Annotated in this window: 18 protein-coding genes; 15 read left to right on the forward strand and 3 right to left on the reverse strand. The window is 62.7% G+C overall.

Annotation, left to right across the window (positions count from 1 at the left end; translation table 11 throughout):
* Positions 1 to 5: 5 nt before the first annotated feature.
* A complete protein-coding gene (locus tag IGS58_RS17775; RefSeq protein ID WP_230522264.1) occupies positions 6 to 1,463 on the reverse strand; it encodes an aminotransferase-like domain-containing protein in 1,458 nt (485 codons plus the stop codon).
* Positions 1,464 to 1,662: 199 nt separating this feature from the next.
* On the opposite strand from IGS58_RS17775, the gene IGS58_RS17780 reads away from it, so the two are divergent.
* The 7 genes from IGS58_RS17780 (at position 1,663) to IGS58_RS17810 (ending at position 11,540) form a co-directional block, all read left to right on the forward strand.
* Complete coding sequence (locus tag IGS58_RS17780) at positions 1,663 to 2,979, forward strand: aspartate aminotransferase family protein (RefSeq protein WP_230522265.1); 1,317 nt, start codon at positions 1,663 to 1,665, stop codon at positions 2,977 to 2,979.
* A gap of 82 nt (positions 2,980 to 3,061) precedes the next feature.
* Positions 3,062 to 4,564 (forward strand): CoA-acylating methylmalonate-semialdehyde dehydrogenase, encoded by a 1,503-nt coding sequence (locus IGS58_RS17785; protein ID WP_230522266.1) that lies wholly within the window; start codon positions 3,062 to 3,064, stop codon positions 4,562 to 4,564.
* A 46-nt stretch (positions 4,565 to 4,610) separates the two neighbouring features.
* Positions 4,611 to 5,978: an NAD(P)-dependent oxidoreductase gene (locus tag IGS58_RS17790; protein ID WP_230522267.1), complete on the forward strand. Its 1,368-nt coding sequence runs from the start codon at positions 4,611 to 4,613 to the stop codon at positions 5,976 to 5,978.
* Positions 5,978 to 7,258 (forward strand): NAD-dependent dihydropyrimidine dehydrogenase subunit PreA, encoded by a 1,281-nt coding sequence (gene preA / locus IGS58_RS17795; protein ID WP_230522268.1) that lies wholly within the window; start codon positions 5,978 to 5,980, stop codon positions 7,256 to 7,258. The genes IGS58_RS17790 and preA overlap by 1 nt, the downstream gene beginning before the upstream one ends.
* A 143-nt stretch (positions 7,259 to 7,401) precedes the next feature.
* A complete protein-coding gene (locus IGS58_RS17800; RefSeq protein WP_034782401.1) occupies positions 7,402 to 8,886 on the forward strand; it encodes an NCS1 family nucleobase:cation symporter-1 in 1,485 nt (494 codons plus the stop codon).
* A gap of 16 nt (positions 8,887 to 8,902) precedes the next feature.
* Positions 8,903 to 10,294, forward strand: a complete 1,392-nt coding sequence (hydA, locus tag IGS58_RS17805) for a dihydropyrimidinase (RefSeq protein ID WP_070260128.1) — start codon at positions 8,903 to 8,905, stop codon at positions 10,292 to 10,294.
* A 10-nt stretch (positions 10,295 to 10,304) separates the two neighbouring features.
* Positions 10,305 to 11,540, forward strand: a complete 1,236-nt coding sequence (locus tag IGS58_RS17810; RefSeq protein WP_230522269.1) for a Zn-dependent hydrolase — start codon at positions 10,305 to 10,307, stop codon at positions 11,538 to 11,540.
* A 21-nt stretch (positions 11,541 to 11,561) separates the two neighbouring features.
* On the opposite strand, the gene IGS58_RS17815 is transcribed toward IGS58_RS17810, so the two are convergent.
* On the reverse strand, positions 11,562 to 13,316 hold the full coding sequence (locus IGS58_RS17815; protein ID WP_230522270.1) for an allantoate amidohydrolase: 1,755 nt from the start codon (positions 13,314 to 13,316) through the stop codon (positions 11,562 to 11,564).
* A 73-nt stretch (positions 13,317 to 13,389) separates the two neighbouring features.
* On the reverse strand, positions 13,390 to 14,328 hold the full coding sequence (locus IGS58_RS17820) for a LysR family transcriptional regulator (RefSeq protein WP_034754583.1): 939 nt from the start codon (positions 14,326 to 14,328) through the stop codon (positions 13,390 to 13,392).
* A 131-nt stretch (positions 14,329 to 14,459) separates the two neighbouring features.
* On the opposite strand from IGS58_RS17820, the gene IGS58_RS17825 reads away from it, so the two are divergent.
* From IGS58_RS17825 to IGS58_RS17860, 8 genes are all read left to right on the forward strand, one after another.
* Positions 14,460 to 15,692 (forward strand): urate hydroxylase PuuD, encoded by a 1,233-nt coding sequence (locus tag IGS58_RS17825; protein ID WP_070260122.1) that lies wholly within the window; start codon positions 14,460 to 14,462, stop codon positions 15,690 to 15,692.
* Positions 15,689 to 16,924, forward strand: a complete 1,236-nt coding sequence (locus IGS58_RS17830) for a M20/M25/M40 family metallo-hydrolase (RefSeq protein ID WP_230522271.1) — start codon at positions 15,689 to 15,691, stop codon at positions 16,922 to 16,924. The genes IGS58_RS17825 and IGS58_RS17830 overlap by 4 nt, the downstream gene beginning before the upstream one ends.
* A gap of 75 nt (positions 16,925 to 16,999) precedes the next feature.
* Positions 17,000 to 17,917, forward strand: coding sequence for a LysR family transcriptional regulator (locus IGS58_RS17835; RefSeq protein ID WP_034782414.1), 918 nt, complete (start codon positions 17,000 to 17,002; stop codon positions 17,915 to 17,917).
* A 215-nt stretch (positions 17,918 to 18,132) separates the two neighbouring features.
* Positions 18,133 to 18,804, forward strand: a complete 672-nt coding sequence (locus tag IGS58_RS17840) for a DUF4286 family protein (protein WP_230522272.1) — start codon at positions 18,133 to 18,135, stop codon at positions 18,802 to 18,804.
* 108 nt (positions 18,805 to 18,912) lie between these two features.
* Entirely contained in the window at positions 18,913 to 20,238 is a 1,326-nt protein-coding gene (locus IGS58_RS17845; RefSeq protein ID WP_230522273.1) for an MFS transporter, read from the forward strand.
* A gap of 4 nt (positions 20,239 to 20,242) precedes the next feature.
* A complete protein-coding gene (locus tag IGS58_RS17850) occupies positions 20,243 to 20,920 on the forward strand; it encodes a DUF2848 domain-containing protein (RefSeq protein WP_230522274.1) in 678 nt (225 codons plus the stop codon).
* Positions 20,921 to 20,924: 4 nt separating this feature from the next.
* The gene (locus tag IGS58_RS17855; protein ID WP_070260106.1) at positions 20,925 to 22,274 is read left to right on the forward strand and encodes an amidase; all 1,350 of its coding nucleotides are present in this window, start codon (positions 20,925 to 20,927) and stop codon (positions 22,272 to 22,274) included.
* 318 nt (positions 22,275 to 22,592) lie between these two features.
* Entirely contained in the window at positions 22,593 to 23,636 is a 1,044-nt protein-coding gene (locus IGS58_RS17860) for an acyltransferase family protein (RefSeq protein WP_081345898.1), read from the forward strand.
* Positions 23,637 to 23,719 lie beyond the last annotated feature (83 nt).

A 23,719-nucleotide genomic window follows, 5' to 3' on the forward strand; every position in this document is an offset into this window, starting at 1 on the left:
GTTCTTTAGCGTGGGCGGATCGATTGCAGGAACGCTTGCAGCACGGGGGTATCGGTGTAGGCCACGTTGAAGCGGAACCACACCGTCTCGGGCGCGCGCAGCATGAAAAATTCGTTCGGCGAGAGCAGGATGCCGGCCTTCAAGGCCATGTCGGCGATGATCTTGCCATTCCATTCCGGCGTTTGCACGTCGGGCCAGCCGGCGCTGACGAACATGCCGCCGCGGGGCCGTGCCACGGGCGCCATGCCCGCCTGCGCCAGGCAGTCTATGCTGCGCTCGCGGGCCGCATCGAGCTGCGCCACCAGCCGCTCGACCATCCGCTTGTAGGGCCGCGCGGAGATGGCGTGGTAGACGGCGCGCTCGTTGATTTCCGACGTCGTCAGTCCCGCCAGCATTTTCACGCGTACCAGTTCGGCCACCAGCGAAGGCGAGGCGCAAATCGACCCCACGCGCAGCACGGGCGACAGGGTCTTGGAAAAGCTGCCCACGCGGATCACGCGGCGCAAGCCATCCATGGCCGCCAGCGATGCGTCGCCGCGCGCCGCCATTTCGCGGTAGATATCGTCCTCCACCAGCCAGAAATCGAATTGCTCGGCCAGCGCCAGCAGCCGGTGCGTCTGCGCCTGGCTGAGCGAGGTGCCGAGCGGGTTTTGCAGTACCGTGTTGACGAACATCAGCTTGGGCTGGGTGCGCGCAGCCTCGCTGGCCAGCGCATCGAGGTCGAGGCCCGCCTCGCCGCGGCTGATGCCGACGGGGATGCAGCCGTGGTGGCGGATCAGCGACTGCAGATTGCTGTAGCCGGGGTCTTCCACCAGCACCGTGTCGCCCGGCTTGGTCAGGCTGCGCAGGATCAAATCGAAGGCATGCGTGGCGCCATGCGTCAGCAAGACCTGGTCCGCCTCCACCTGAAACAGTTCTTCCGACAGGCTGGTGGCCAGGTGCTGGCGCAGCGAGGGAAAACCGAGAGGATGGCCATAGCCGCGCAGCCTGCTGGCGGGAATGCGCATGGCCTGGCGCACGGCATCGAGCACGGTCGCTTCGCCATACATCTCGGGCGGTAGCCAGCCCGCCCCCACGGGCAGGGCATCGGACACGCCCGAATACAGGTCCGGCGTGAGGGCGTCGATGGCGGTGGGACTCGCGTGTACGGCCGCGTGCGGCGAGGCGGCGATATCGTGGCGCGCGACGAAATAGCCGGAACCGCGGCGCGACGACAGCAAGCCCAGGTTGACCAGGCGGTCGTACGATTCGACGACGGTAAACGTCGACACGCCATTGCAGCGGGCGAACTGGCGCACGGACGGCATGCGTGTGCCGATGCGCAGGGCGCGGCTGCCCACCATGACGCTGATGGCGATGACGATCTGCTCGACGAGGCCGCCCTTTTTCTGGCGGTCGATGTCCAGCACGGGCCAGCCGCTTGCTTGCTCGGGGGCATCGTCTGTGCTGTCGCTGTGCTTCACGGTGGCTCCTTATGCTGCCTTGCACAAAACTGTAGTGGTTTTCCGACCTGTACGGTTGGGGTACTTTGCCGTTTGTGTATCTGTGCCATTGGGGATGGCCTGTCTATTATTACATCAGCTTTTTGCCAACTGGTAAATTATTTTACGCTTCGTCAAAAACGATCCTGGCCCCGCGCCAGCCCATCCCAAGGAGAAGGTCATGAACGAAACAAGGCCGGAATCGATGTCGGCATTCTGGATGCCGTTTACGAACAACCGTGATTTCAAGGCCAACCCGCGCCTGCTCGTGTCGGCTGAAGGCATGTACTACAAGGACGTCGATGGCAACGCTATCCTCGATGGCACGGCCGGCCTGTGGTGTGTGCCGTGCGGCCATGCGCAGCCGAAAATCGTCGCTGCCATCCGCGACATGGTGGGCCAACTGGACTTCGCGCCGACCTTTCAGATGGGCCATCCGGCCGCTTTCGACCTGGCGGAAAAGCTGATGGACTACACGGGCCACAAGTTCGGCCACGTGTTTTATACGAACTCCGGTTCCGAAGCGGTCGACACGGCGTTGAAGATCGCGCTGGCCTATCACCGGGCGCGCGGCGAGGGCGCGCGCACCCGCCTGATCGGCCGCGAACGCGGTTACCACGGCGTGGGCTTTGGCGGCATTTCCGTGGGCGGCATCGGCGGCAATCGCAAGACCTTCGGTCCCCTGCTGCCGGGCGTGGACCACCTGCCGCACACGCATAACCTGGACAAGAACGCCTACACGGTGGGCGAGCCCGAATACGGCACCCACCTGGCCGATGAACTGGAACGCATCGTCGCCCTGCACGACGCCTCGACGATTGCCGCCGTCATCGTCGAACCGGTGGCCGGTTCCACGGGTGTGCTGATCCCGCCGAAAGGCTATCTGAAACGCTTGCGCGAACTGTGCACCAAGCACGGCATCCTGCTGATCTTCGATGAGGTGATCACGGGTTTCGGCCGCATGACGACGCCGTTCGCTGCCGACTATTTCGATGTCGAGCCGGACCTGATGACGACGGCCAAGGGCCTGACCAACGGCATGGTGCCCATGGGCGCCGTGTTCAGCAAACAATACATCCACGACGCCTTCATGGACGCGCCGGCCGGCATCGAACTGTTCCACGGCTACACGTATTCCGGCCACCCGCTGGCTTGCGCCGCCTCGCTGGCGACCCTGCAAGTGTTCGAGGAACAGGACATCCTGGGCCACGCTAAAGCGATGCAGGGGTATTGGAGCGACGCCGTGCATTCCCTGAAGGGCCTGCCGCACGTGATCGACTTGCGCAGCATCGGCCTGATCGCCGGCATCGAGCTCGATCCCATCGCCGGCAAACCCGGCACGCGCGCCTTCAACGCCTTCAAGCAGGCGTTCGCCGACGGCGTGCTGATACGCACGACCGGCGACATCATCGCCCTGTCGCCGCCGCTGGTGCTGGAAAAACAGCATGTCGACGAGCTGTTTGGCAAGCTGGCCAAGGTACTCAAAAATCTCGATTGAACTGCGACCCCAAGCAAAACCTGGGGTCGGACCCTGAGGGTCCGACCCCGGCACTTGTTTTTGGGTTTGAAAAAGGAACACCATGAACACTCTCGACACCATCACCCACTTCATCAACGGCGCCAAAGTCGACACCCAGAGCGGCCGCTATGGCGACGTGTATAACCCCGCGCTCGGCGAACCCGTCGCCCGCGTCGCGCTGGGCACCGTGGCAGACGTGGACGCTGCCGTGCAGGCCGCCGCTGCCGCCTTTCCCTCCTGGTCGGCCACGCCGCCCTTGACGCGCGCGCGGGTGCTGTTCCGCTACCTGCAACTGTGCCAGCAGCACACAGACGACTTTGCCGCCATGCTCACGCGCGAGCATGGCAAGACCTTTGCCGATGCGCAGGGCGAGGTGGCGCGCGGCATCGAAATGGTGGAATTTGCCGTCGGCATTCCGCAATTGTTAAAGGGTGAATTCACGGACCAGATTTCGCGCGGCATCGATGCCTGGTCCATGCGCCAGGCGCTCGGCGTGGTGGCCGGCATCACGCCGTTCAATTTCCCCGTGATGGTGCCGATGTGGATGTTCCCCGTTGCCATCGCCTGCGGCAATACCTTCGTCCTGAAACCATCCGAGCGCGATCCATCCGCCTCCCTGCTGCACGCGAAACTGCTGAAAGAAGCGGGTTTGCCCGACGGCGTCTTCAACGTGGTACAGGGAGACAAGGTCACGGTCGATGCCTTGCTCGACCATCCCGTGGTGCAGGCGATCAGCTTTGTCGGCTCCACGCCGATCGCCGAATACATCTATGCGCGCGGCAGCGCCAGCGGCAAGCGCGTGCAGGCGCTGGGCGGCGCGAAGAACCACATGGTGGTGATGCCTGACGCGGACATGGACATGACGGTCGATGCGCTGATCGGCGCGGCCTACGGTTCGGCGGGCGAGCGCTGCATGGCCATCTCGGTGGTGGTGGCCGTGGGCGACGCGGGCGATAAGTTGATCGACGCACTGGCAACGCGCACGGCCGCACTGAAAGTGCGCGACGGCATGGCCGACGGTGCGGAAATGGGGCCGGTCGTATCGCTGGCCGCCAAGCAGCGCATCGAAAAACTGATCGCCTCGGGTGTGGAGCAGGGCGCAACTTTGGTGGTCGATGGCCGCAACCATGTGGTGCCGGGACGCGAGAATGGCTTCTTTGTCGGCGGTACTTTATTTGACCATGTGACGCGCGACATGAGCATCTACAAGGAAGAGATTTTCGGCCCCGTGCTGTGCGTGCTCCGGTGTCCTGACGTGGTGCATGCGGTGGAGCTGATCAACGCCAACGAGTATGGCAACGGCGTGGCTATTTACACGCGCGACGGCGGCGTGGCGCGTGAATTCGTGCGCCAGATCCAGGTCGGCATGGTGGGCGTCAACATCCCCTTGCCCGTGCCGATGGCCTTCAACAGCTTTGGCGGCTGGAAGCGCAGCATGTTCGGCGACCACCATGCGTATGGCCCCGAAGGCGTGCGTTTCTACACGCGGCACAAGGCCGTGATGCAGCGCTGGCCGAATACGGCAAGCGCTGGTGTGGAATTTGCTTTTCCCCAGATGAAGTAAAGGTTTCAAACTACAAGCCGGCCGCACATAACAAGAGGAATACGCGATGATCGAGTCTTTGAACTATTTGCCGCATCCCGCCCTGCCCAACGAGGAACTGGCAGGCCATTTCACCGACCTGGCGCCTCCCTTGAGCGCGCGCCAGGCGGCCATCGAAAGCGCCCGCTGCCTGTACTGCTATGACGCGCCGTGCAGCCGCATCTGTCCGTCGGAAATCGACGTGGCCAGCTTCATCCGCAATATCCACGACAAGAACATCAACGGCGCCGCGGCAGGCATCCTGAAACAGAACATCCTGGGCGGCAGCTGCGCCCGCGTCTGTCCCACGGAAATCCTGTGTGAAGATGTCTGCGTGCGCAACCACGACGCGGAGGGGCAGCCCGTCAAGATCGGCCTCTTGCAGCGCTACGCCATCGACCACATGCATTTCGCAAGCCACCCGTTCAAACGGGCTGCAAGCACCGGCAGGACGATAGCCATCGTCGGCGCGGGGCCGGCGGGCCTGTCATGCGCGCACCGCCTGGCCATGCTGGGCCACGACGTGGTGATCTTTGAAAAGGAAGGCAAGGCAGGAGGCCTGAATGAGTACGGCATCGCCAAATACAAGCTGACGGACGATTTCGCGCAAAAGGAAATCGACTTCCTGCTCGATATCGGCGGTATCGAGATCCGATGTCGCCAGGCGCTGGGCGAGAACCTGCAACTGCGCGACTTGCACGCGCAGTATGACGCCGTGTTCCTGGGCCTGGGCCTGGGCGCCAGCCGCAAGCTGGGTCTGACAGGCGAGGACGCACCGGGCTTGCTGGCCGCCGTCGATTACATCGCCGCGCTGCGCCAGGCCAACGACCTGGCCGCGCTGCCCGTGCCGAAACGGGCGATTGTGATTGGCGCCGGCAATACGGCCATCGACATGGCCGTGCAGATCCAACGCCTGGGCGCCGAGGAAGTCACCCTCGTCTACCGGCGCGGCTTCGACGCCATGACGGCCACCCACCATGAACAGGAGATTGCCAAGGCCAACCAGGTGCGCATGCTGACGTGGGCCCAGCCGCAGCAGGTGCTGCTCGATACTGACGGCAAGGTCGCCGGCATGCGTTTCGAGAAGACGCGCATGCAGGGCACGCGTTTGGCGGGGACGGGTGAAACGTTCGACGTGGCGGCCGACGCCATCTTCAAGGCCATCGGCCAGAGCCTCGACACCGACGTGCTGCATGATCCGATGGCGTCGCTGCTGCAGCGCGAAGGCGACAAGATCGCCGTCGATGCGGGTTTTCGCACGGTGCTGCCGGGGATCTACGCGGGTGGCGACTGCGTGGCGCCGGGGCAGGACCTGACGGTGCAAGCCGTCCAGCATGGCAAGCTGGCCGCACTGGCCATCCATTCCGATTTGTTGAATAAAGTGGAGGCTGCATAATGGCTGATCTCAGCATCGAATTTTGCGGCATCAAGGCGCCGAATCCCTTCTGGCTGGCGTCCGCACCGCCGACCGACAAGGCCTACAACGTGGTGCGCGCCTTCGAAGCGGGTTGGGGCGGCGTCGTGTGGAAAACCCTGGGTGAAGACCCGGCCGCCGTCAACGTCTCGTCGCGCTACTCGGCCCTGTATGGCAAGAACCGCGAAGTGGTCGGTTTCAATAACATCGAGCTGATCACCGACCGCTCGCTGGAGATCAACCTGCGCGAAATCACGCAGGTGAAAAAGGATTGGCCCGACCGCGCCATGATCGTCTCCCTGATGCTGCCCTGCGAAGAGCACTATTGGGCCGACATCCTGCCCAAGGTCGAGGCGACAGGGGCGGACGGCATCGAGCTCAATTTCGGCTGCCCGCACGGCATGCCGGAACGGGGCATGGGCGCGGCCGTGGGCCAGGTGCCCGAGTACGTGCAGATGGTGACCGCCTGGTGCAAGAAGCACAGCCATCTTCCCGTCATCGTCAAGCTCACGCCCAACATCACGGACGTGCGCATGCCGGCGCGCGCGGCCAAGGCGGGCGGCGCGGACGCCGTCTCGCTGATCAACACCATCAATTCCATCACCTCGCTGGACCTGGACCGTATGGTGGCCTTGCCGATTGTCGGTGGCGCCAGCACGCACGGCGGCTATTGCGGGTCTGCCGTCAAACCGATCGCCCTGAACATGGTGGCGGAAATCGCCCGCGATCCGCAGACGCGCGGCTTGCCCATTTCCGGCATCGGCGGCATCGGCAACTGGCGAGACGCGGCCGAATTCCTCGCCCTGGGCGCGGGCTGCGTGCAGGTGTGCACGGCCGCCATGTTGCATGGCTTCCGCATCGTCGAAGAGATGAAGGATGGCCTGTCGCGCTGGATGGACGAGAAGGGCTACGAGCGCATCAGCGACTTTGCCGGCAAGGCCGTGCCCAACACGACGGACTGGAAATACCTGGACATGAATTACCAGGTCATCGCGCAGATCAACCAGGACGACTGCATCAAATGCGGCAAGTGCTACGTGGCTTGCGAAGACACATCGCACCAGTCGATTGCGCAACTGATCGACGCCGCCGGCACGCGCACGTATGAGGTGATCAAGGAGGAATGCGTGGGCTGCAACCTGTGCGAAATCACCTGTCCGGTGCAGGGCTGCATCACGATGGTGCCGCAAGCCACGGGCAAGCCGTACATGAACTGGACGCAGGATCCGCGAAATCCAAGAGCGCTGGCGGAGACGGCATAGGGCACGGTTATTGCGTGCGTTTATTTTTATAAACAGCGGCGCGTCTTTGCAGTAAGCTAGATTACTTAAAAGCCGAGCCGTTTCCACATTGCCGTATCCCTGGCGCCTTCGCGTGCCAGCGGTCTAACCGATGGAGCAACCCTGTGAACCACGACTATTCAGGCAACACGCAACTCTGGAATGAAGACCTGGCGCCCACCACGGCGGCACAGCGCACCTGGCGCTGGTATCACTTCGCCGCGCTGTGGGTCGGCATGGTGATGTGCATTCCCGCCTACACCCTGTCGGCCAGCCTGATTGACAGCGGCATGTCCGGTTACCAGGCCGTGCTCACGGTGTTTCTCGCCAATGCCATCGTGCTCCTGCCGATGCTGCTGATCGGCCATGCGGGCACCAAGTACGGCATCCCGTATGCCGTGCTGGCGCGTGCCTCGTTCGGCACCATGGGCGCGCGGTTGCCGGCCCTGATGCGCGCCATCGTCGCCTGCGGCTGGTATGGCATCCAGACCTGGTTCGGCGGGCAGATGATCTATACCCTGATGGGCGTGCTGGTAGGCCATGAACTGGGCGGCGAGAAGATCGCGGGCCTGGGCATCAACGGCAGCCAGCTATTGTGCTTCCTGGCTTTCTGGGCCATCCAGTTCTATTACATCCTGCATGGCATGGAGTCGATCCGCAAACTCGAAACCTACACTGCGCCGCTGAAAATCCTCATCTGCTTCGTACTGCTATACTGGGTGCACAGCAAGGCCGGCGGCGTGGCCAGCCTGCTGGACCAGCCATCGCAATTCATCCCCGGCGGTAAAAAGGCGGGCCAGTTCTGGAGCGTCTTCTGGCCGTCGCTGACGGCCATGGTGGGTTTCTGGGCTACCCTGGCCTTGAACATCCCCGACTTCACGCGCTTTGCCAAGACGCAGCGCGACCAGGTGATCGGCCAGTCGATCGGCTTGCCGGTGCCTATGGGATTGCTGGCCATGCTGGCCGTGATCGTCACTGCCGGCTCCGTCGTCATGTACGGCAAGGCCATCTGGGACCCGGTCGACCTGGCCAGCCGCATGACGGGCGCCGCCGTGCTGATCGCCTTGATCATCCTCCTGATCGACACGGTCAGCGTCAACCTGGCCGCCAACCTGGTGGGCCCGGCGTACGACTTTTCCTCGCTGGCACCGAAGCAGATTTCCTACAAGATGGGCGGCTACATCACGGCTTTCATCGCCATCGTCATGATGCCGTGGAAGGTGCTCGAATCGACGCAGGGCTATATCTTCACATGGCTGATCGGCTACTCGGCCCTGCTGGGCCCCATCGCCGGCATCCTCATCGTCGACTATTATTTTGTGCGCAAGACGCAGCTCGACGTCAGGCAGCTGTACCGCGACGACGGCGTCTACTCGTATGGCAATGGCTGGAATATGGCGGCGCTGATCGCCTTTGTCATCGCCGTGCTGCCGAATATCCCGGGCTTTTTGAACGCGGCCTTTCCCACGGCGTTTCCCGACGTGGCCGAAGGCTTTAAAACCATCTACACCTACGCCTGGTTCGTGGGCGTGGCCATCGCCGCCGTCGTGTACGGCGTCATGATGAAGGGCAAGGCCGTGGCGCACGTGCAGCAGGCGCCGCAGTCGTAATCACAAAGGAGACAAGATGGCTACACTGATACGTGGCGGTACCGTCGTCAACGCCGACCGCGCATTCCGCGCCGATGTGCTGATTGAGGGCGACACCATCGCCGCCGTCGGCGAGAACCTTTTGGCACCCGCCGGCGCCACGGTGATCGACGCGGGCGGCCTGTACGTGATGCCAGGCGGGATCGACACGCACACGCACATGAACCTGCCCTTCATGGGCACCGTGACGTCCGACGATTTTTTCACGGGCACGGCGGCGGGACTGGCCGGCGGCACCACCACCATCATGGACTTCGTCATCCCGGCACCCAAGCAATCCTTGATCGAGGCCTATCACCAGTGGCGTGTATGGTCGGCCAAGGCGGCTGGCGACTACACCTTCCATGTGGCGATCACATGGTGGAGTGAGCAGGTACATGAAGAGATGGGCACCCTCGTGCGCGAGCATGGCGTGAACAGCTTCAAGCACTTCATGGCGTATAAAAACGCCATCATGGCCGACGATGAAACCCTGGTGAAAAGTTTTACCCGTTCGCTGGAACTGGGCGCGCTGCCCACCGTGCATGCGGAAAACGGCGAGCTGGTTTTTCAATTGCAGCAAGCTTTGCTCAAGAAGGGGATTACCGGGCCGCAGGCGCATCCGCGGTCGCGCCCGCCGGCCGTGGAAGCGGAGGCTGCCAACCGCGCCATCGCAATTGCCAACGTACTCAATACCCCCGTGTACATCGTGCACGTTTCGTGCGCCGAGTCGCTCGACGCCATCACGCGGGCGCGCGCCAATGGCCAGCGCGTGTATGGCGAAGCGCTGGCGGGCCACCTGGTGATCGACGACAGCGTCTACCAGAGCGACGATTTCGACTACGTGGCGGGCCACGTCATGAGCCCGCCGTTTCGCGGCAAGCACCATCAATCGGCGCTGTGGCACGGCCTGCAAAGCGGCAACCTGCAGACGACGGCCACCGACCACTGCACCTTTTGCGCCGAACAGAAGGCGGCGGGCAAGCAGGACTTTACGCGCATCCCGAACGGTTGCGGCGGCGTAGAGGAACGCATGGCCGTCGTGTGGGACGCCGGCGTCAATTCCGGCATGCTGACGCCCTCCGAATTCGTCAAGGTGAGCTCCACCAATGCGGCGCAGATCTTCAATATGTATCCGCGCAAGGGCGTCATTGCCGCTGGCAGCGATGCCGACATCGTGCTGTGGGACCCGCAGGGCACGCGCACCATTTCCGCCGCCACGCAGTTCGCCAAGGGAGGCTTCAACGTCTTCGAAGGGCGCACCGTGCGCGGCATCCCCAGCACCACGATTGCCGCCGGCAAGGTGGTCTTCCACCAGGGCGAACTGACGGCCGTCGAAGGGGCGGGGCGCTATGTCGAACGGCCCGCCTTTTCCGTTACCACCGCATAAGGAGTTGACGATGGATGAATTGCGTATCAATGGCGAGCGCTTGTGGGCAGCCCTGATGGAGCTGGCGCAGATCGGCGCGACAGCGAAGGGCGGCGTCAAGCGCCTGGCCCTGACGGACCTGGACAAGCAGGGGCGCGACCTGGTGGTGGGATGGGGCCGCGAAGCGGGCATGAGCATCACGATCGACCAGATCGGCAATGTCTTCATGCGCCGCGACGGCGCCGACAACAGCCTGCCGCCCGTGATGACGGGCAGCCATATCGACACGCAACCCACGGGTGGCAAGTTTGATGGCAATTACGGTGTGCTGGCGGGCCTGGAAGTGGTGCGCACCCTGAACGACTTGAAAATAAAGACGCAGGCGCCCATCGAGGTGGCTTTCTGGACCAACGAGGAGGGATCGCGCTTCGTGCCCGTGATGATGGGGTCCGGCGTATTTTGCGGCGCCTTCTCGCTGGAGACGGCGTATGCGGCCAAGGATACGGAGGGGAAAACCGTGGGCGAGGAACTGGCGCGCATCGGCTACAAAGGCGAGCAGGTGCCGGGAGACCATCCCATCGGCGCCTATTTTGAAACGCATATCGAGCAGGGACCCGTGCTGGAAGACGCCGATAAAGTCATTGGCGTGGTACCGGCCGTGATGGGCCTGTCGTGGTACGACTGCGTGGTAACGGGCATGGAAGCGCATGCTGGCCCCACCCCCATGGGATTGCGCAAGGATGCGCTGCAGGTGGCCACGACGATCATGCAGGAAGTGGTGGCGATTGCCAACCGCTACCCGCCGTATGGCCGCGGCACGGTGGGCATGGTGCAGGTCTTCCCGAACAGCCGTAACGTGATCCCCGGCGAAGTCACATTCAGCATCGACCTGCGCAATGTGAACGACGAACTGCTCAACACCATGCATGGCGAGATCACGGCCTTCATCGATGCCACGCGTATTGCTACGGGACTGGATATATCTCTTGAACGTGTTTCCTATTACCCGCCATGCCCGTTCCATCCGGACTGCGTGGGCGCCGTGCGCAACGCCACGGAAAAGCTGGGCTACTCGGTGATGGACGTGGTGTCCGGCGCCGGACACGATGCCATCTACGCGGCCCGGCTGGCGCCGGCCGGCATGATCTTCGTGCCGTGCAAGGATGGCATCAGCCACAATGAAATCGAAGACGCCAAGCCCGAGCACCTGGAAGCGGGCTGCAATGTCCTGCTGCACGCGATGCTGGAGCGGGCCGTGGCCGTGTAGCTCCACCGGCCCATGCCCGCTTCAGGGCTTGGGCTGGAAGTTGCGCAGGAACGCCAGCAGCGCGCGCGCCGCGATGTCGGCGTCGTCCGCCGTCATGGTTTCCAGTGGGTTGTGGCTGATGCCGCCATTGCCGCAGCGGGTAAACAGCATGGCCACGTCGGTGATGGCGGCCATGGCCATGGCGTCGTGGCCGGCGCCAGACAGCAGCGCATACGGTTCGATGCCGACCGATTCCACGGCCTGCGCCAGCTGCGCCATCAGCCATGGCGCGCATGGCGCGGCACGCGCCGACAGCAGCAGTTCCAGCTGATAGTCGATCTGGCGCCGCGCGCAGATGGCGGCGATGCCATCGAGAATATCGTCGACGGCCGCCTGGCGTACCGCGTCAACGGCCGCGCGGATGTCGAGCGACAGGGTGCAGGCGCCGGCGATCACGTTGACGGAGCCGTTGGGCACGTGCAGCTGCCCTACGGTGCCCACCAGCGCCTCGCCCTGGTTGCAGCGCTGTTCCACCAGCAGGATGATTTCGGCTGCCGCGCTGGCGGCATCCTTGCGCATGGTCATGGGTGTGGTGCCCGCGTGGCTGGCCACGCCGCCAAGATTGACCAGGTAGCGCGAGCTGCCGGCAATCGCCGTGACGATCCCCAGCGGCAGGTCGCGTTCCAGCAGTACGGGACCCTGCTCGATATGCACTTCCACATAACCGAGCAAGTCGGCGGTATCGCGCGCGATGGCGCCGATGGCGCTTGCCTCGTGGCCGGCGGCGGCCAGCGCGTCGCGCATGCTCACGCCATCCGCATCCACCTGTTCCAGCAGCGATACGTCGAACTTGCCCGTGACAGCCGTGCTGCCCAAAAACGTGCTCTTGAAGCGCACGCCTTCTTCCTCGGCGAAGCCGACGATCTCGAAGTGGAAGGGCAGTTTTTCGCCCCGCTCATGCAGGTGGCGCACGACGGCGATGGGCAGCACGATGCCCAGGCGGCCATCGTACTTGCCGCCGTTGCGCACCGTGTCGTAATGCGATCCCGTCATCAGGGTTTTTGCGTCGGGCGCGTCTGACAGATAGCGCCCGACGACATTGCCGACGGCGTCGATGTGCACCTGCATGCCCGCATCCCGCATCCATTCGGCCAGCTGCGCGGCCGTTTTCTGGTGCGCCGGCGTCAGGTAGGCGCACGTCAGGTTGTAATCGCTGTCGCTCCAGCCAGCCAGCGTTTCCGCCTGCTGCATGATGGCCGGGCCGAAGTCCAGGCGCACGTCGAACAAGTCGTTCAGGCGCAGCTCGGCGATGCGCTTGATCTGCCGCAGCGACTCGGCCAGTTCATCGGCGCGCCGGTTTTTCAGGCGCCGCGCAAACGTGGCGATGATGTCCTGGCGCGTCAAGCCTTCACCCGTCGGGCCCTTGACGGCCAGGATGAAGGGAAAGCCGAACTTGGCGTTGTAGTCGTCGTTCAGGCGCTGCAGGGTGGCGAATTCATCGGCGCTGCACAGGTTCAGGCCGGACTTGGCCTGCTCGCGCGTCGATTCCGCCGTCAGCTGCCCTGCGATGGCGGCCTTGCCGGCCAGCTCCGGGTGGGCGCGTATCAGCCCCAGCTGCTCTTCGGGCGAGGCATGCGCCAGCACGCGCTGCAGCTCCGTCTTGAGTGCCGTCAGGCTGGCAAACGGCCGGGCGGGGGCCGCGCGCTGGGCGATCCAGGGCGAGTGTTCGTAGATGCCATGCAGCCGTGCGATAAAGTCTGCCGGGCTGCCGGCGTTCAGGTCTGAAAGGGTGGTCATGGTTTTCCGATCATGCAAGCGGTGATGATAGCGCCCCGTTCCTGCGTCCATTATATGCGCGTGCTGATAGCGGCTATCGCTGCACCAGCGCCTTGGCGGCCGCGCTGACCTGGTCGCGCAGCCATTTGTGCTCGGGCGCCTGGTGTACGCGCTGGTGCCACAGCTGGTAAAAGCGCATCGGCGGGAATTTCAGCGGCACGGTATACGTTTTCAGCGGCAGCGTCTTTTCATAGAAGCGCATGAATTGCCGGCCCGTGGTGAGTACCAGGTCCGTCTGCGTCAGCATGTAGGGGATCAGGCCGAAATACGCCGATTCCACAACCACGTTACGCTGCAGGTTTTGCCGCTCGAGGAAGGAATCGATCACGCCGTGATAGCCGGGCATCATCTGCGACGGCGCCACGTGGGGCAGGCTCAAATAGTCGTCGAGGGTCATGGCGTCGCTGGCCGTGCGGCGCGCATAGGCATTTTCCGCATGCATGGCGCAGATGATGGGGTCTTCGAACAGCTTCGAAATGTGCAGATGCGCGGGCGGCTCGTCCCAGTTGGCGATGACCAGGTCCAGGCCCCCGTCGGAGAGTTGGCGGATATGGTCGATGCCCGGCCCCAGGCTATGCAGCACGACGCGGCTTTTCGGCGAGCCGCGGCGCAGCAGGGCCACCACGTTGGGCAGGAACTGGCTGTCCAGGTAATCGGGCGCGGCGATATGGAAGGTGCGTGCCTCTTCCTGCGCCACGAACGGCGTCTTCTTGACGAACAGGCTCTCCGTCTGGTCGAGGATACGCTTGGCCGGATTGAGCAGGCTTTCGCCATGCTGGGTCGGCACCATGCCGCGCGCGCCGCGCACGAGCAGCGGGTCGCCCGTCAATTCACGCAGCTTGCGCAAGGAGGCGGAAATCGATGGCTGCGGCTGATTGAGTTTCAGCGCCACGCGCGAGACATTCTTTTCCACCAGCAGCAGGTAGAGGATGCGGATCAGGTGCAGGTCGAGGTGTTGCGGCAGGCTGGACATGTGGCGGCGCCTCTGTTGTATATCGATTTGAATATGTCAAATATACGATATTTTTCATGTGGTGAGCGGTAAATCCGTTTATCTTGTGTAGATTGGCACGAATATTGGTTCGGTCTGACTAGAGGAAATTTATGGAAGTATTTGCCTACCTGATCCCGTACGGCCTTGAGTGGCTGAACCTGATCGTCCGCTGGCTGCACGTCATCACGGGCATCGCCTGGATCGGTGCTTCCTTCTATTTCGTCTGGCTCGATAACTCGATCCGCCCGCCCGCGCCCGGCTCAGAGCTGGCGAAGAAGGGCGTGTCGGGAGAACTGTGGGCCGTGCATGGCGGCGGTTTCTACAACCCGCAAAAATACCTGGTGGCGCCCGCCGAACTGCCGAAGGAACTGCACTGGTTCAAATGGGAAGCGTATTCGACCTGGCTGTCCGGTTTCGCGCTGCTGACCATCGCGTATTATTTCAATGCCCAGGCCATGATGATCGACAAATCCGTGGCGGACATCTCCAGCGGGCAGGCAGTCGGTATCGGCATCGCCACCCTCGTCATTGGCTGGACCGTGTACGATTTGCTGTGCAGGTCAACATTAGCGCAATATGAACTGTGGTTCGGCGTGACCGTGTTCGCGCTGATCGTCGGTGCCGCCTACGTGCTCACGCATTTGCTCAGCGGACGCGCCGCCTATATCCATGTGGGCGCCATGATCGGCACCATCATGGTGGCCAATGTGCTGATGCTGATCATTCCCGGCCAGCGCAAGATGGTCGAGGCCATGGCCGCCGGAAAGCTGCCCGATCCCAAGCACGGCCTGAAAGCCAAGCAGCGCAGTGTGCATAACAATTATTTTACCTTGCCGGTGCTGTTCATCATGATCAGCAACCATTATGCGATGACCTACCGGAACGACCACGCGTGGCTGGTGCTGGCGCTGATCATGGCGGCCGGCGTCTTCATCCGCCACTTTTTCAACCTGCGCCACAAGGGAAGAGTGGAATGGCGCTATCCGGCCATCGGCGTGGCCCTGTTGCTGGCCGTAGCTATCGCCATCGCGCCGAAAGCGCCCGTGGCCGTGGCGGCCGCGCCGGCGGTGGATCCGGCGGCGCAATTCAAAAGCGTGCATGCCATCATCGCCCAGCGCTGCGCCACCTGTCATTCGGCCCAGCCCACGCAACCGGGTTTCGCCACGGCGCCGGCCGGCATGATGCTGGATAATGAAACTGAAATCCGCCAGCACGCGGCGCAAATCTACAAGCAGGCCATCGAATTGAAGGCCATGCCGATCGGGAACCTGACCAATATGACGGAGGCCGAGCGCAGCGAACTTGGCGCCTGGCTGCAACAGACCATGCAAGGAGCAAAATGACAACGCACGCAGAAAAAATCACGGCCTGGATCGATGATCACTTCGACGAGGAAGTCGCATTTTTACAGAAGGTGGTGCAGCAGCCGACGGATACGCCGCCCGGCAACAACGCGCCCCATGCGGAACTGGTGGCGCAGCTGCTGCAGGCGTATGGCTGGCAGGCGGAAAAGCACGCCGTCCCAAACGATCAGGTGGAAGCGTACGGCATGCAAAGCATCACCAATTTGATCGTGCGCCGGCCGTATACGGCAGGCGGGCCGACCGTGGCCCTGAATGCGCATGGCGACGTGGTGCCGCCCGGCGACAACTGGACGTATCCGCCGTATGGCGGCCAGATAGACGGCGGCTATATGTATGGCCGCGCGACGGCCGTCTCGAAAGGCGATTTCGCCACCTATGTATTTGCCGCCCGCGCGCTCGAAGCGCTGGGCATTCCACTCAAAGGCCAGCTTGAGCTGCACTTCACGTATGACGAGGAATTCGGCGGCTTGCTGGGGCCGGGCTGGCTGCTGGAACAGCAGCTGACGAAGCCCGATTTCGTCATCGCCGCCGGTTTCAGCTACGGCATCGTCACGGCGCACAACGCCTGCCTGCAGCTGGAAATCACCGTGCACGGCAAGGCTGGCCATGGTTCCATGCCGGAGACGGGCCATGACGCGCTGCAGGCGGCCAACAAGATACTCAACGCCATCTACGGCCAGTTGCCGGAGCTGAAAAAGATCAAATCCAAAGTGGCCGGCATCGACTCGCCCACCATGCTGGTGGGGCGCATCGACGGCGGCACGAATACCAATGTGGTGCCGGGCAAGGTCGTCATGAAGATGGACCGCCGCATGATTCCCGAAGAAGATCCTGTGGCGGTGGAAGCGCAGGTGCGCGCGCTGATCGAAGACGCCGTGCGGGGCGAGCCTGGCATCCGCATCGAGATCCGCCGCCTGCTGCTGTCGCACGCGCTGCGACCCTTGCCCGGTTCCGAACAACTGGTCGGCAGCCTGCAAAAGAATGCGCAAGCCATCCTCGGCGAGACGATTCCCGCCGTCGGCACGCCCCTGTATGCGGACGCGCGCCTGTATGGCGAGCGGGGCATCCCCGCCGTGCTGTATGGCGCCGGGCCGCGCACGGTGCCCGAATCGAACGCGAAGAAGGCTGACGAGCGCCTGGCGCTCGATGATTTGCGCAGGGCCAGCAAGATCGTCGCCCTGACCCTGCTGGACTTCCTGGGCCAGAAATAAGGCAGCGCGCTTTGGCTTACAATGGGGCGACCACATATTCTGTGAAGAAGTGCCCCCATTGATTGAAGAGCCAAATTGAATACCCGTTTTCTCGAAGCGTTTGTCTGGGCAGCGCGGCTGGGCAGCTTTCGCACGGCCGCCGACAAGCTGCACATCACGCAGGCGGCCATCTCAAACCGCATCGCTTCGCTGGAGCAGGATTTCGGCACGCGCCTGTTCGACCGCGACGCGCGTGAAATCCGCCTGACCTTCGCCGGACGCAACCTGCTCGTGTATGCCGAACGCATGCTGGAACTGTGCCGCGATATGTATGCGGCCAATTCCTCGCCCGCGCAGATCACGGGCGAAGTGCGCATCGGCGTCATCGAAACCATCGTGCATACGTGGCTGATCCCGTTCCTGCAGCGCGTGCAGGAGCGCTATCCGGGCATCGAGATTCAATTGACGTCCGAATCGACGCGCCGCCTGCACGAACAGCTGCAGCAGGGCGAACTCGATATCGCGCTGCAGACGGACATGCTGACGGGCGACCATATCCGCAGCACGGGCAGCGGCGCCATCGCCATGGGCTGGGCCGGCAGGGCCGCCGACTGGCCCGATACGGGCGCGCCATTCACGGTGGCGCAACTGGCGCAGCACCCCATCATCACCATGAACCGCGGTTCGCAGCCGCATTCCGCCTTGAAGGCGCTGTGCCAGGACGAGGGCGTGCAGCTGGGAAGGGTCCACTGCGTCAGCTCGATCTCCGCCATCGTGCGCCTGGTCAAAGCGGGCTTCGGCATCGCCGTGCTGCCGCTGGCGCCCCTGCGCGAGGAAATTGAACAGGGCCACATCGCCCTGATTCCCTGCACCAGCAGCCTGGCGCCGCAGCGCATCGTCATCAGCTACAGCGAAGACATCACGACGGAAGCGATCCAGCTGGTGGCCATGTTGGCGTGCGAGGAGGCGGCCAGGTTCACTTTGGCGCTGGGTGAGGAATATGGGGCAGGGTGATGTCGGCTTACGCTGGCGCTAAGCCGACCTACGATGCCGTGGTCGAGGTGAGTCGCGTAGGTCGGATGAGCGCCCAGGCGCGTAATCCGACAGCATTGTTGGCTCCACCCACAAGAAAAACTTATCAGTCGCGTTCAGAATAACCCGTTTGCCAAGTGACGGCGCGCCACCTATTCTGGGTTGGCACACCATCCATCACGCAGAACGGAACCATCATGACGACGTCCCCCACCTTGCCAGGCATCCTGTTTGTCTGGACCAGCGCCGACCCGGAACACGAGCTCGATTTCAACCGCTGGTACGACCGCGAGCACGTGGAAGAGCGCGTGCGCATTCCCGGCTTCGTCAGCGGCACGCGCTACCAGAGCGTGCGCGGTTCGCGCAAATACCTGGGCCTGTACCGCACCGATTCGCTGGGCGCCTTCCAGACCCCCGACTATTTCAAGGCCTTCGGCCAGCAGACCCCATGGTCGGTGACGAATCTGCAGCGCATGCTCGATCCGATGCGCCGCGTCTGCGCCATCGAGGCGGAAACGGGCATGGGCACGGGCGCCTGGCTGGCCGTGCTGCGCTTGGGCGCGCCCGCCATCGGCCAGGATGCCGCAGCCGTGGCCAGCATGGCAGCGCTGGGCGCGCAGCTTTTGCAGATCGATGGCGTCATTGCCACGCGCTTGCTCACGCCTGACGCGAATCTGTCCGGCCCCCTGCCGGCGGAGCAGAAGGAGGGCCGCGTGCTCGACCCGATCTTCCTGATCGACGCGTCCTCCGAAAGCGCCGCCTTGGCGGCGGCCGATGCCGCCAGCGCGGCGCTGGGCCTGGACGCTGAGCAGGCAGCCATCCTGCAACTGTCCTGGCAACTGCGCGAGGCCGACCTGCACGCTGCCTGACACGGCGGCGCGCATCTTGCCGGCACTGATAACACGAGACACGGGCCACGGCGCAGGGCAACGCATCCTGCGCCGGGCCTGCAATAAAACTGACGAGAGAGGTAGGCAATGACCACATATACAACGGCAAACGCTGCGCATCCGGCGGCCCAGGCGCCGGGCGACAAGCCGAAAACGGGCCGCCTGGCCACGGCCAGCATGGTCGGCACGACCCTGGAATGGTATGACTTCACCGTCTACAACACCATGGCCGCGCTGATCTTCAACCATCTGTTCTTTCCCTCGTTCGATCCGCTGACGGGCACCATCCTGGCCTTTTCCACGTATGCCGTCGGCTATATCTCGCGTCCCATCGGTGGCGTGATCTTCGGCCACCTGGGCGACAAGCTGGGACGCCGCTGGGTGCTGGTGGTGACCCTGATGCTGATGGGCGTGACGACGGGCCTGATGGGCCTCTTGCCGACTTACGCGACGGCCGGCATCTGGAGCCCCATCCTGCTGGTGGCGCTGCGCTTCGTGCAGGGCATCGCTTTGGGCGGCGAATGGGCGGGTGCCGTGCTGATCTCCGTCGAACACGGGGCAGCGGACAAGCGGGGCCGCAACGCGTCGTGGACGCAGGTGGGACCGTCGTTCGGCACCTTGCTGGCGACCGGTTGCATCGGCCTGATCACCTACCTGCTGCCGCATGAAGCGTTCATGGACTGGGGCTGGCGCATGCCGTTCATCGCCAGCCTGCTGCTGGTGGCCTTCGGCATGTGGATACGCAGCGGCATCGAGGAAACCCCGCTGTTCAAGGAACTCGACCAGCAGGATGCGAAGGCGGAAGCGCCGATCGGCGACGTGCTGCGCATCTACTGGCGCCGTCTGCTGATCGCCGGCGGCGTGCGCATCGGTTCGGACGTGCTGTATGCGCTGGTGGTGGTGTTCACGCTCACGTATGTGACGACGGTGCTGCACCTGTCGTCGACGCTGGCACTGACCGCCATCATGATCGGCACGGCTTGCAATGCGCTGGCGGTGCCCGTGTTTGGCGCGCTGTCGGACAAGATCGGCCGCCGTCCCGTGTATGCGCTGGGCGCCATCCTGGGTCTCGTGTGGGCGTTTGCCTTCTTTACCTTGCTCGATACTGCCAGCCCGGCTGCCATCGTCACGGCTGTCGTCGTGGGCCTGGTCATCCACGCCATCATGTACGGCCCGCAGGCCGCCTTCGTCATCGAGCAATTCCCGACCAAGGTGCGCTATGCGGGGTCCTCGCTGGCCTACACCCTGGCCGGCGTCATCGGCGGCGGCTTCGCCCCGCTCGTCATCGCCAGCCTGTACCGCTCGTACAACAGCAGCATGGCCGTCTCGCTGTATGTGGCGGCGGCCTTGCTGATCACCGGCGCCGCCGTTTTTGCTGCACGCGAAACGGGCCGCGGCCCCCTTGAGGAATAAAATCATGACGACATTGAGTTTTCAACTGGCCGGCCACGGCCCCGTCACCTTCGATATCGATCAGTTGATTATCGCCGGCTGGACGGGCCGCGACATGGCGATGGTGGAACACCATATCGCCGAACTGGAAGCCATCGGCGTGGCGCGCCCGAAAAGCGTGCCGACGTTTTACCGGGTTTCGGCAGCGCTGCTCTCGAGCGACGCCGCCATCGAAGTGCCGGGCCTGGACTCGTCCGGCGAGGCGGAATTCGTGCTGTTCTCCACGGAATACGGCTTGCTGGTGGGGATCGGTTCCGACCATACGGAACGCAGGGTGGAAAGCTATGGCGTGACGGTGTCGAAGCAGATGTGCGGCAAGCCCGTGGGCGATACCTTGTGGCGCTATGCCGACGTGGCCGGCCACTGGGACCAGTTGCAGATGCGCTCCTGGCGCGAGCGCGCCGGCGTGCCGGCCCTGTACCAGGATGGTCCCGTGACGCGCATGCTGTCGCCGGAAGATTTGATTTTGCGCTACACGGGGCAAGCGACCCTGCCAGTGGGCAGCGCCATGTTCTGCGGCACGCAGCCCATCATCGGTGAAATGGGCCACGGCGACGCCTTCGAGCTGGAGCTGTATGATCCAGCCTTGCAGCGCCGCTTGCAGCACCGCTATGCCGTGCAAACCCTGCCCGTGGAAGGATAAGAGAATGACCCAGTTGACCAAGACTATCCGCGAACTGGCGGCCGACCTGGCCGCCGGACGCATCACCAGCGTGGAACTGACGCAGCGCATGCTGGCGCGCGCCGAGGCGCACCGGGCGCAGGGCGGCCATGCGTATGTCAGCCTCGATGGCGAACAGGCCCTGGCCGAGGCGCGGGCCAGCGATGCGGCGCGCGCGGCCGGTATCGTTGCCTCGCCCCTGGCCGGCGTGCCCATCTCGATCAAGGACCTGTTCGACGTCGAGGGGCAAACCAGCAGCGCCGCTTCGCTGGCGCTGGCCGACTCCCCGCCCGCCGTGGCCGATGCGGGCGCCGTGGCGCGCCTGCGAGCGGCCGGCGCCGTCCTGCTGGGCCGCACCAACATGAGCGAATTCGCGTTTTCCGGCCTGGGCTTGAATCCCCATTACGGCACGCCGCGCAATCCGCTGGACCATGAACGTGTGGCGGGCGGCTCCACTTCGGGCGGCGCCGTCACGGTGGCTTTGGCAATGGCGGCCGGCGCGCTGGGCACGGACACGGGCGGCTCGATCCGCATCCCTTCCGCCTTTTGCGGTTTGACGGGTTTCAAGCCGACGGCCGCTTCCGTGTCGCTGGCGGGCACGGTGCCTTTGTCGCGCTCTCTCGACTCGGCAGGGCCCATTGCCCGCAGCGTCGACTGCTGCGCCATTCTGTACGCGGCGCTGTCGGGCCATGACATCGGCGTGCAGGCGCCAGCACTGAAAGGCTTGCGCTTCGGCTTTACCCTTGACTATGTCGGTACGCACGTGGAGCCGCAGGTGCAGCGGGCTTTCGACGCCGCGCTGGACAAGCTGCGGCAAGCCGGCGCCCTGGTGGAACAGTTCGATTTCCCCGAGTTGCTGGAACTGCCGGAGATCAATGGCGGCGGCGGCCTGGTGGCGGCGGAAGCCTGGCACTGGCATAAGGTGCTGCTTGAAGAGAAGGGCGCGCAATACGACCAGCGCGTGGCGGCGCGCATCCGACGCGGCCAGCAGCAGGGCGCGGCCGATTACATCGATTTGCTCGATGCGCGCGCGCGCCTGATCGCCGTCGCCCGGCGGCGCCTGGCGCCATTCGACGCCTGGCTGATGCCCAGCGTGGCGATTCTGGCGCCGCAGGTTGCGCCCCTGGAAGCGGATGACGCCACCTTCTTTGCCACGAATGGCCTGGTGCTGCGCAACGCCAGCGTGATCAACTTCCTCGATGGCTGCGCGCTGTCGCTGCCGTGCCATGCCGAGGACGAGCTGCCCGTGGGGCTGGGCATTTGCGGCCTGGCCGGCGCGGATGAAAGAGTGCTGCAAATTGGCCGTGCGGTGGAGGCACTGTTGCTCGAACGTTAACCTTGCAGTGGCGCAAGGGGGGCCTTTGTAATATGATGGCTGGCACTGATATGGAATAGGCACGCACTGTGTACCGGTAAACTTCACACTGTGTTCTGAAACAAGCTGATCATTTGTCATGAATGTGGCTGTTGTAGCGAAAGCGCCCGCTGCGTCTGAGTGAAAATCCGCAAAAGTAACGTGGTCTGTAACATACGCGGATCGCGACGTTGAATGACATTGAGTGTCTTCCACTGTCCTGTGCCCACATACTTTATGCAAAAATTTGTTTCGGGTGCCGGAATTTATCCAAAAAAATCATAACGCCGGAGTTTATTCATGCTGAGAAGTAATTGCGTAGACTTTTACAAGGGGATGTTGATTTTTCTGGTGTCGATCGGACATGCGGTGCAATGTGCAGCATATCAGGAAGAGGGATTCTTCCAAGACCCTACCTTTAAAGCTATCTACATGTTTCACATGCCGTTGTTTATCGCTATTAGCGGTTATGTGAGCCGTAATAGTGTACTCCGCACACCGCCTTTGGAGTTCATTAAATCGAAAATATTTTCCTTACTGGTTCCTATTGCCATATGGGAGATTTTATTTCGGGTTGCGCTTACCCTTGTTTTTAAAAAAAAGATTGACCAGGATTTTCCTTTCTCCTTGCTTCTCAGCATACTGCAGAGCCTTTGGTTTCTATGGGCGTTGTTCGCTAGTCTCGTATTGGTGACGATTGCCAATGTCTTTGGCCGCTATTCGTTCTGGGTATCGTTGATCCTGTTTTTTTTCAGTCTGTTCATTCCGGACTGGGGTATTTTGCCGTTAATTAAATATACATGTCCTTTTTTCTTGGCCGGCTATTATCTGGCCGCTGGCTCGTATGTTGAAAAATTGATGCCATATAAAAATGTAATTTTTCCTGTTTCAGGTGTTCTTGCGCTGATTTGTTTCTTCTTGTGGAATAATCAGACTTATATTTATGTTACAGGAATGGAGTTAAGTTCTGAAAACTTTCAAAATATTGCGCTGCGTTATATTGCCGGTGCAATAGCCTCTGTATTCGCATTGTGTGTGTTTTATGTAGCCTACTTGAAGCTTGGTGAGAGGATCATCCAAGGGTTTATTATCTTTGGTAAAAATTCATTGTATATTTATATCATCGGCCAGTATGCTTTTATCGGTGTCACTAAAATTTCGGTGCGCTATTTTGAGCCGGTGGCGTTTGCGCCGCTTGCCACTCTGGTGGGGTTCAGTATCGGCTTGCTGGTCACATGTATTTGCTGCGCGACTGGTGTCTTGCTGGCAAAAAATAAAATCGCCGCCAAACTGCTTTTTGGCAAAGTGAGCAAGCCGGCGCCAACAGTGGCGACTATCGCCTGAGGCTGCTCGTCTGTCTTCTTTTGCCTGCGGTAGAAGGTTGCTTTGACGTATGATGCAGGGGACTCAACTGCTCATCGTGAACC

The sequence above is a fragment of the Janthinobacterium sp. EB271-G4-7A genome (genome assembly GCF_020858075.1).
GTDB lineage: Bacteria > Pseudomonadota > Gammaproteobacteria > Burkholderiales > Burkholderiaceae_D > Janthinobacterium > Janthinobacterium lividum.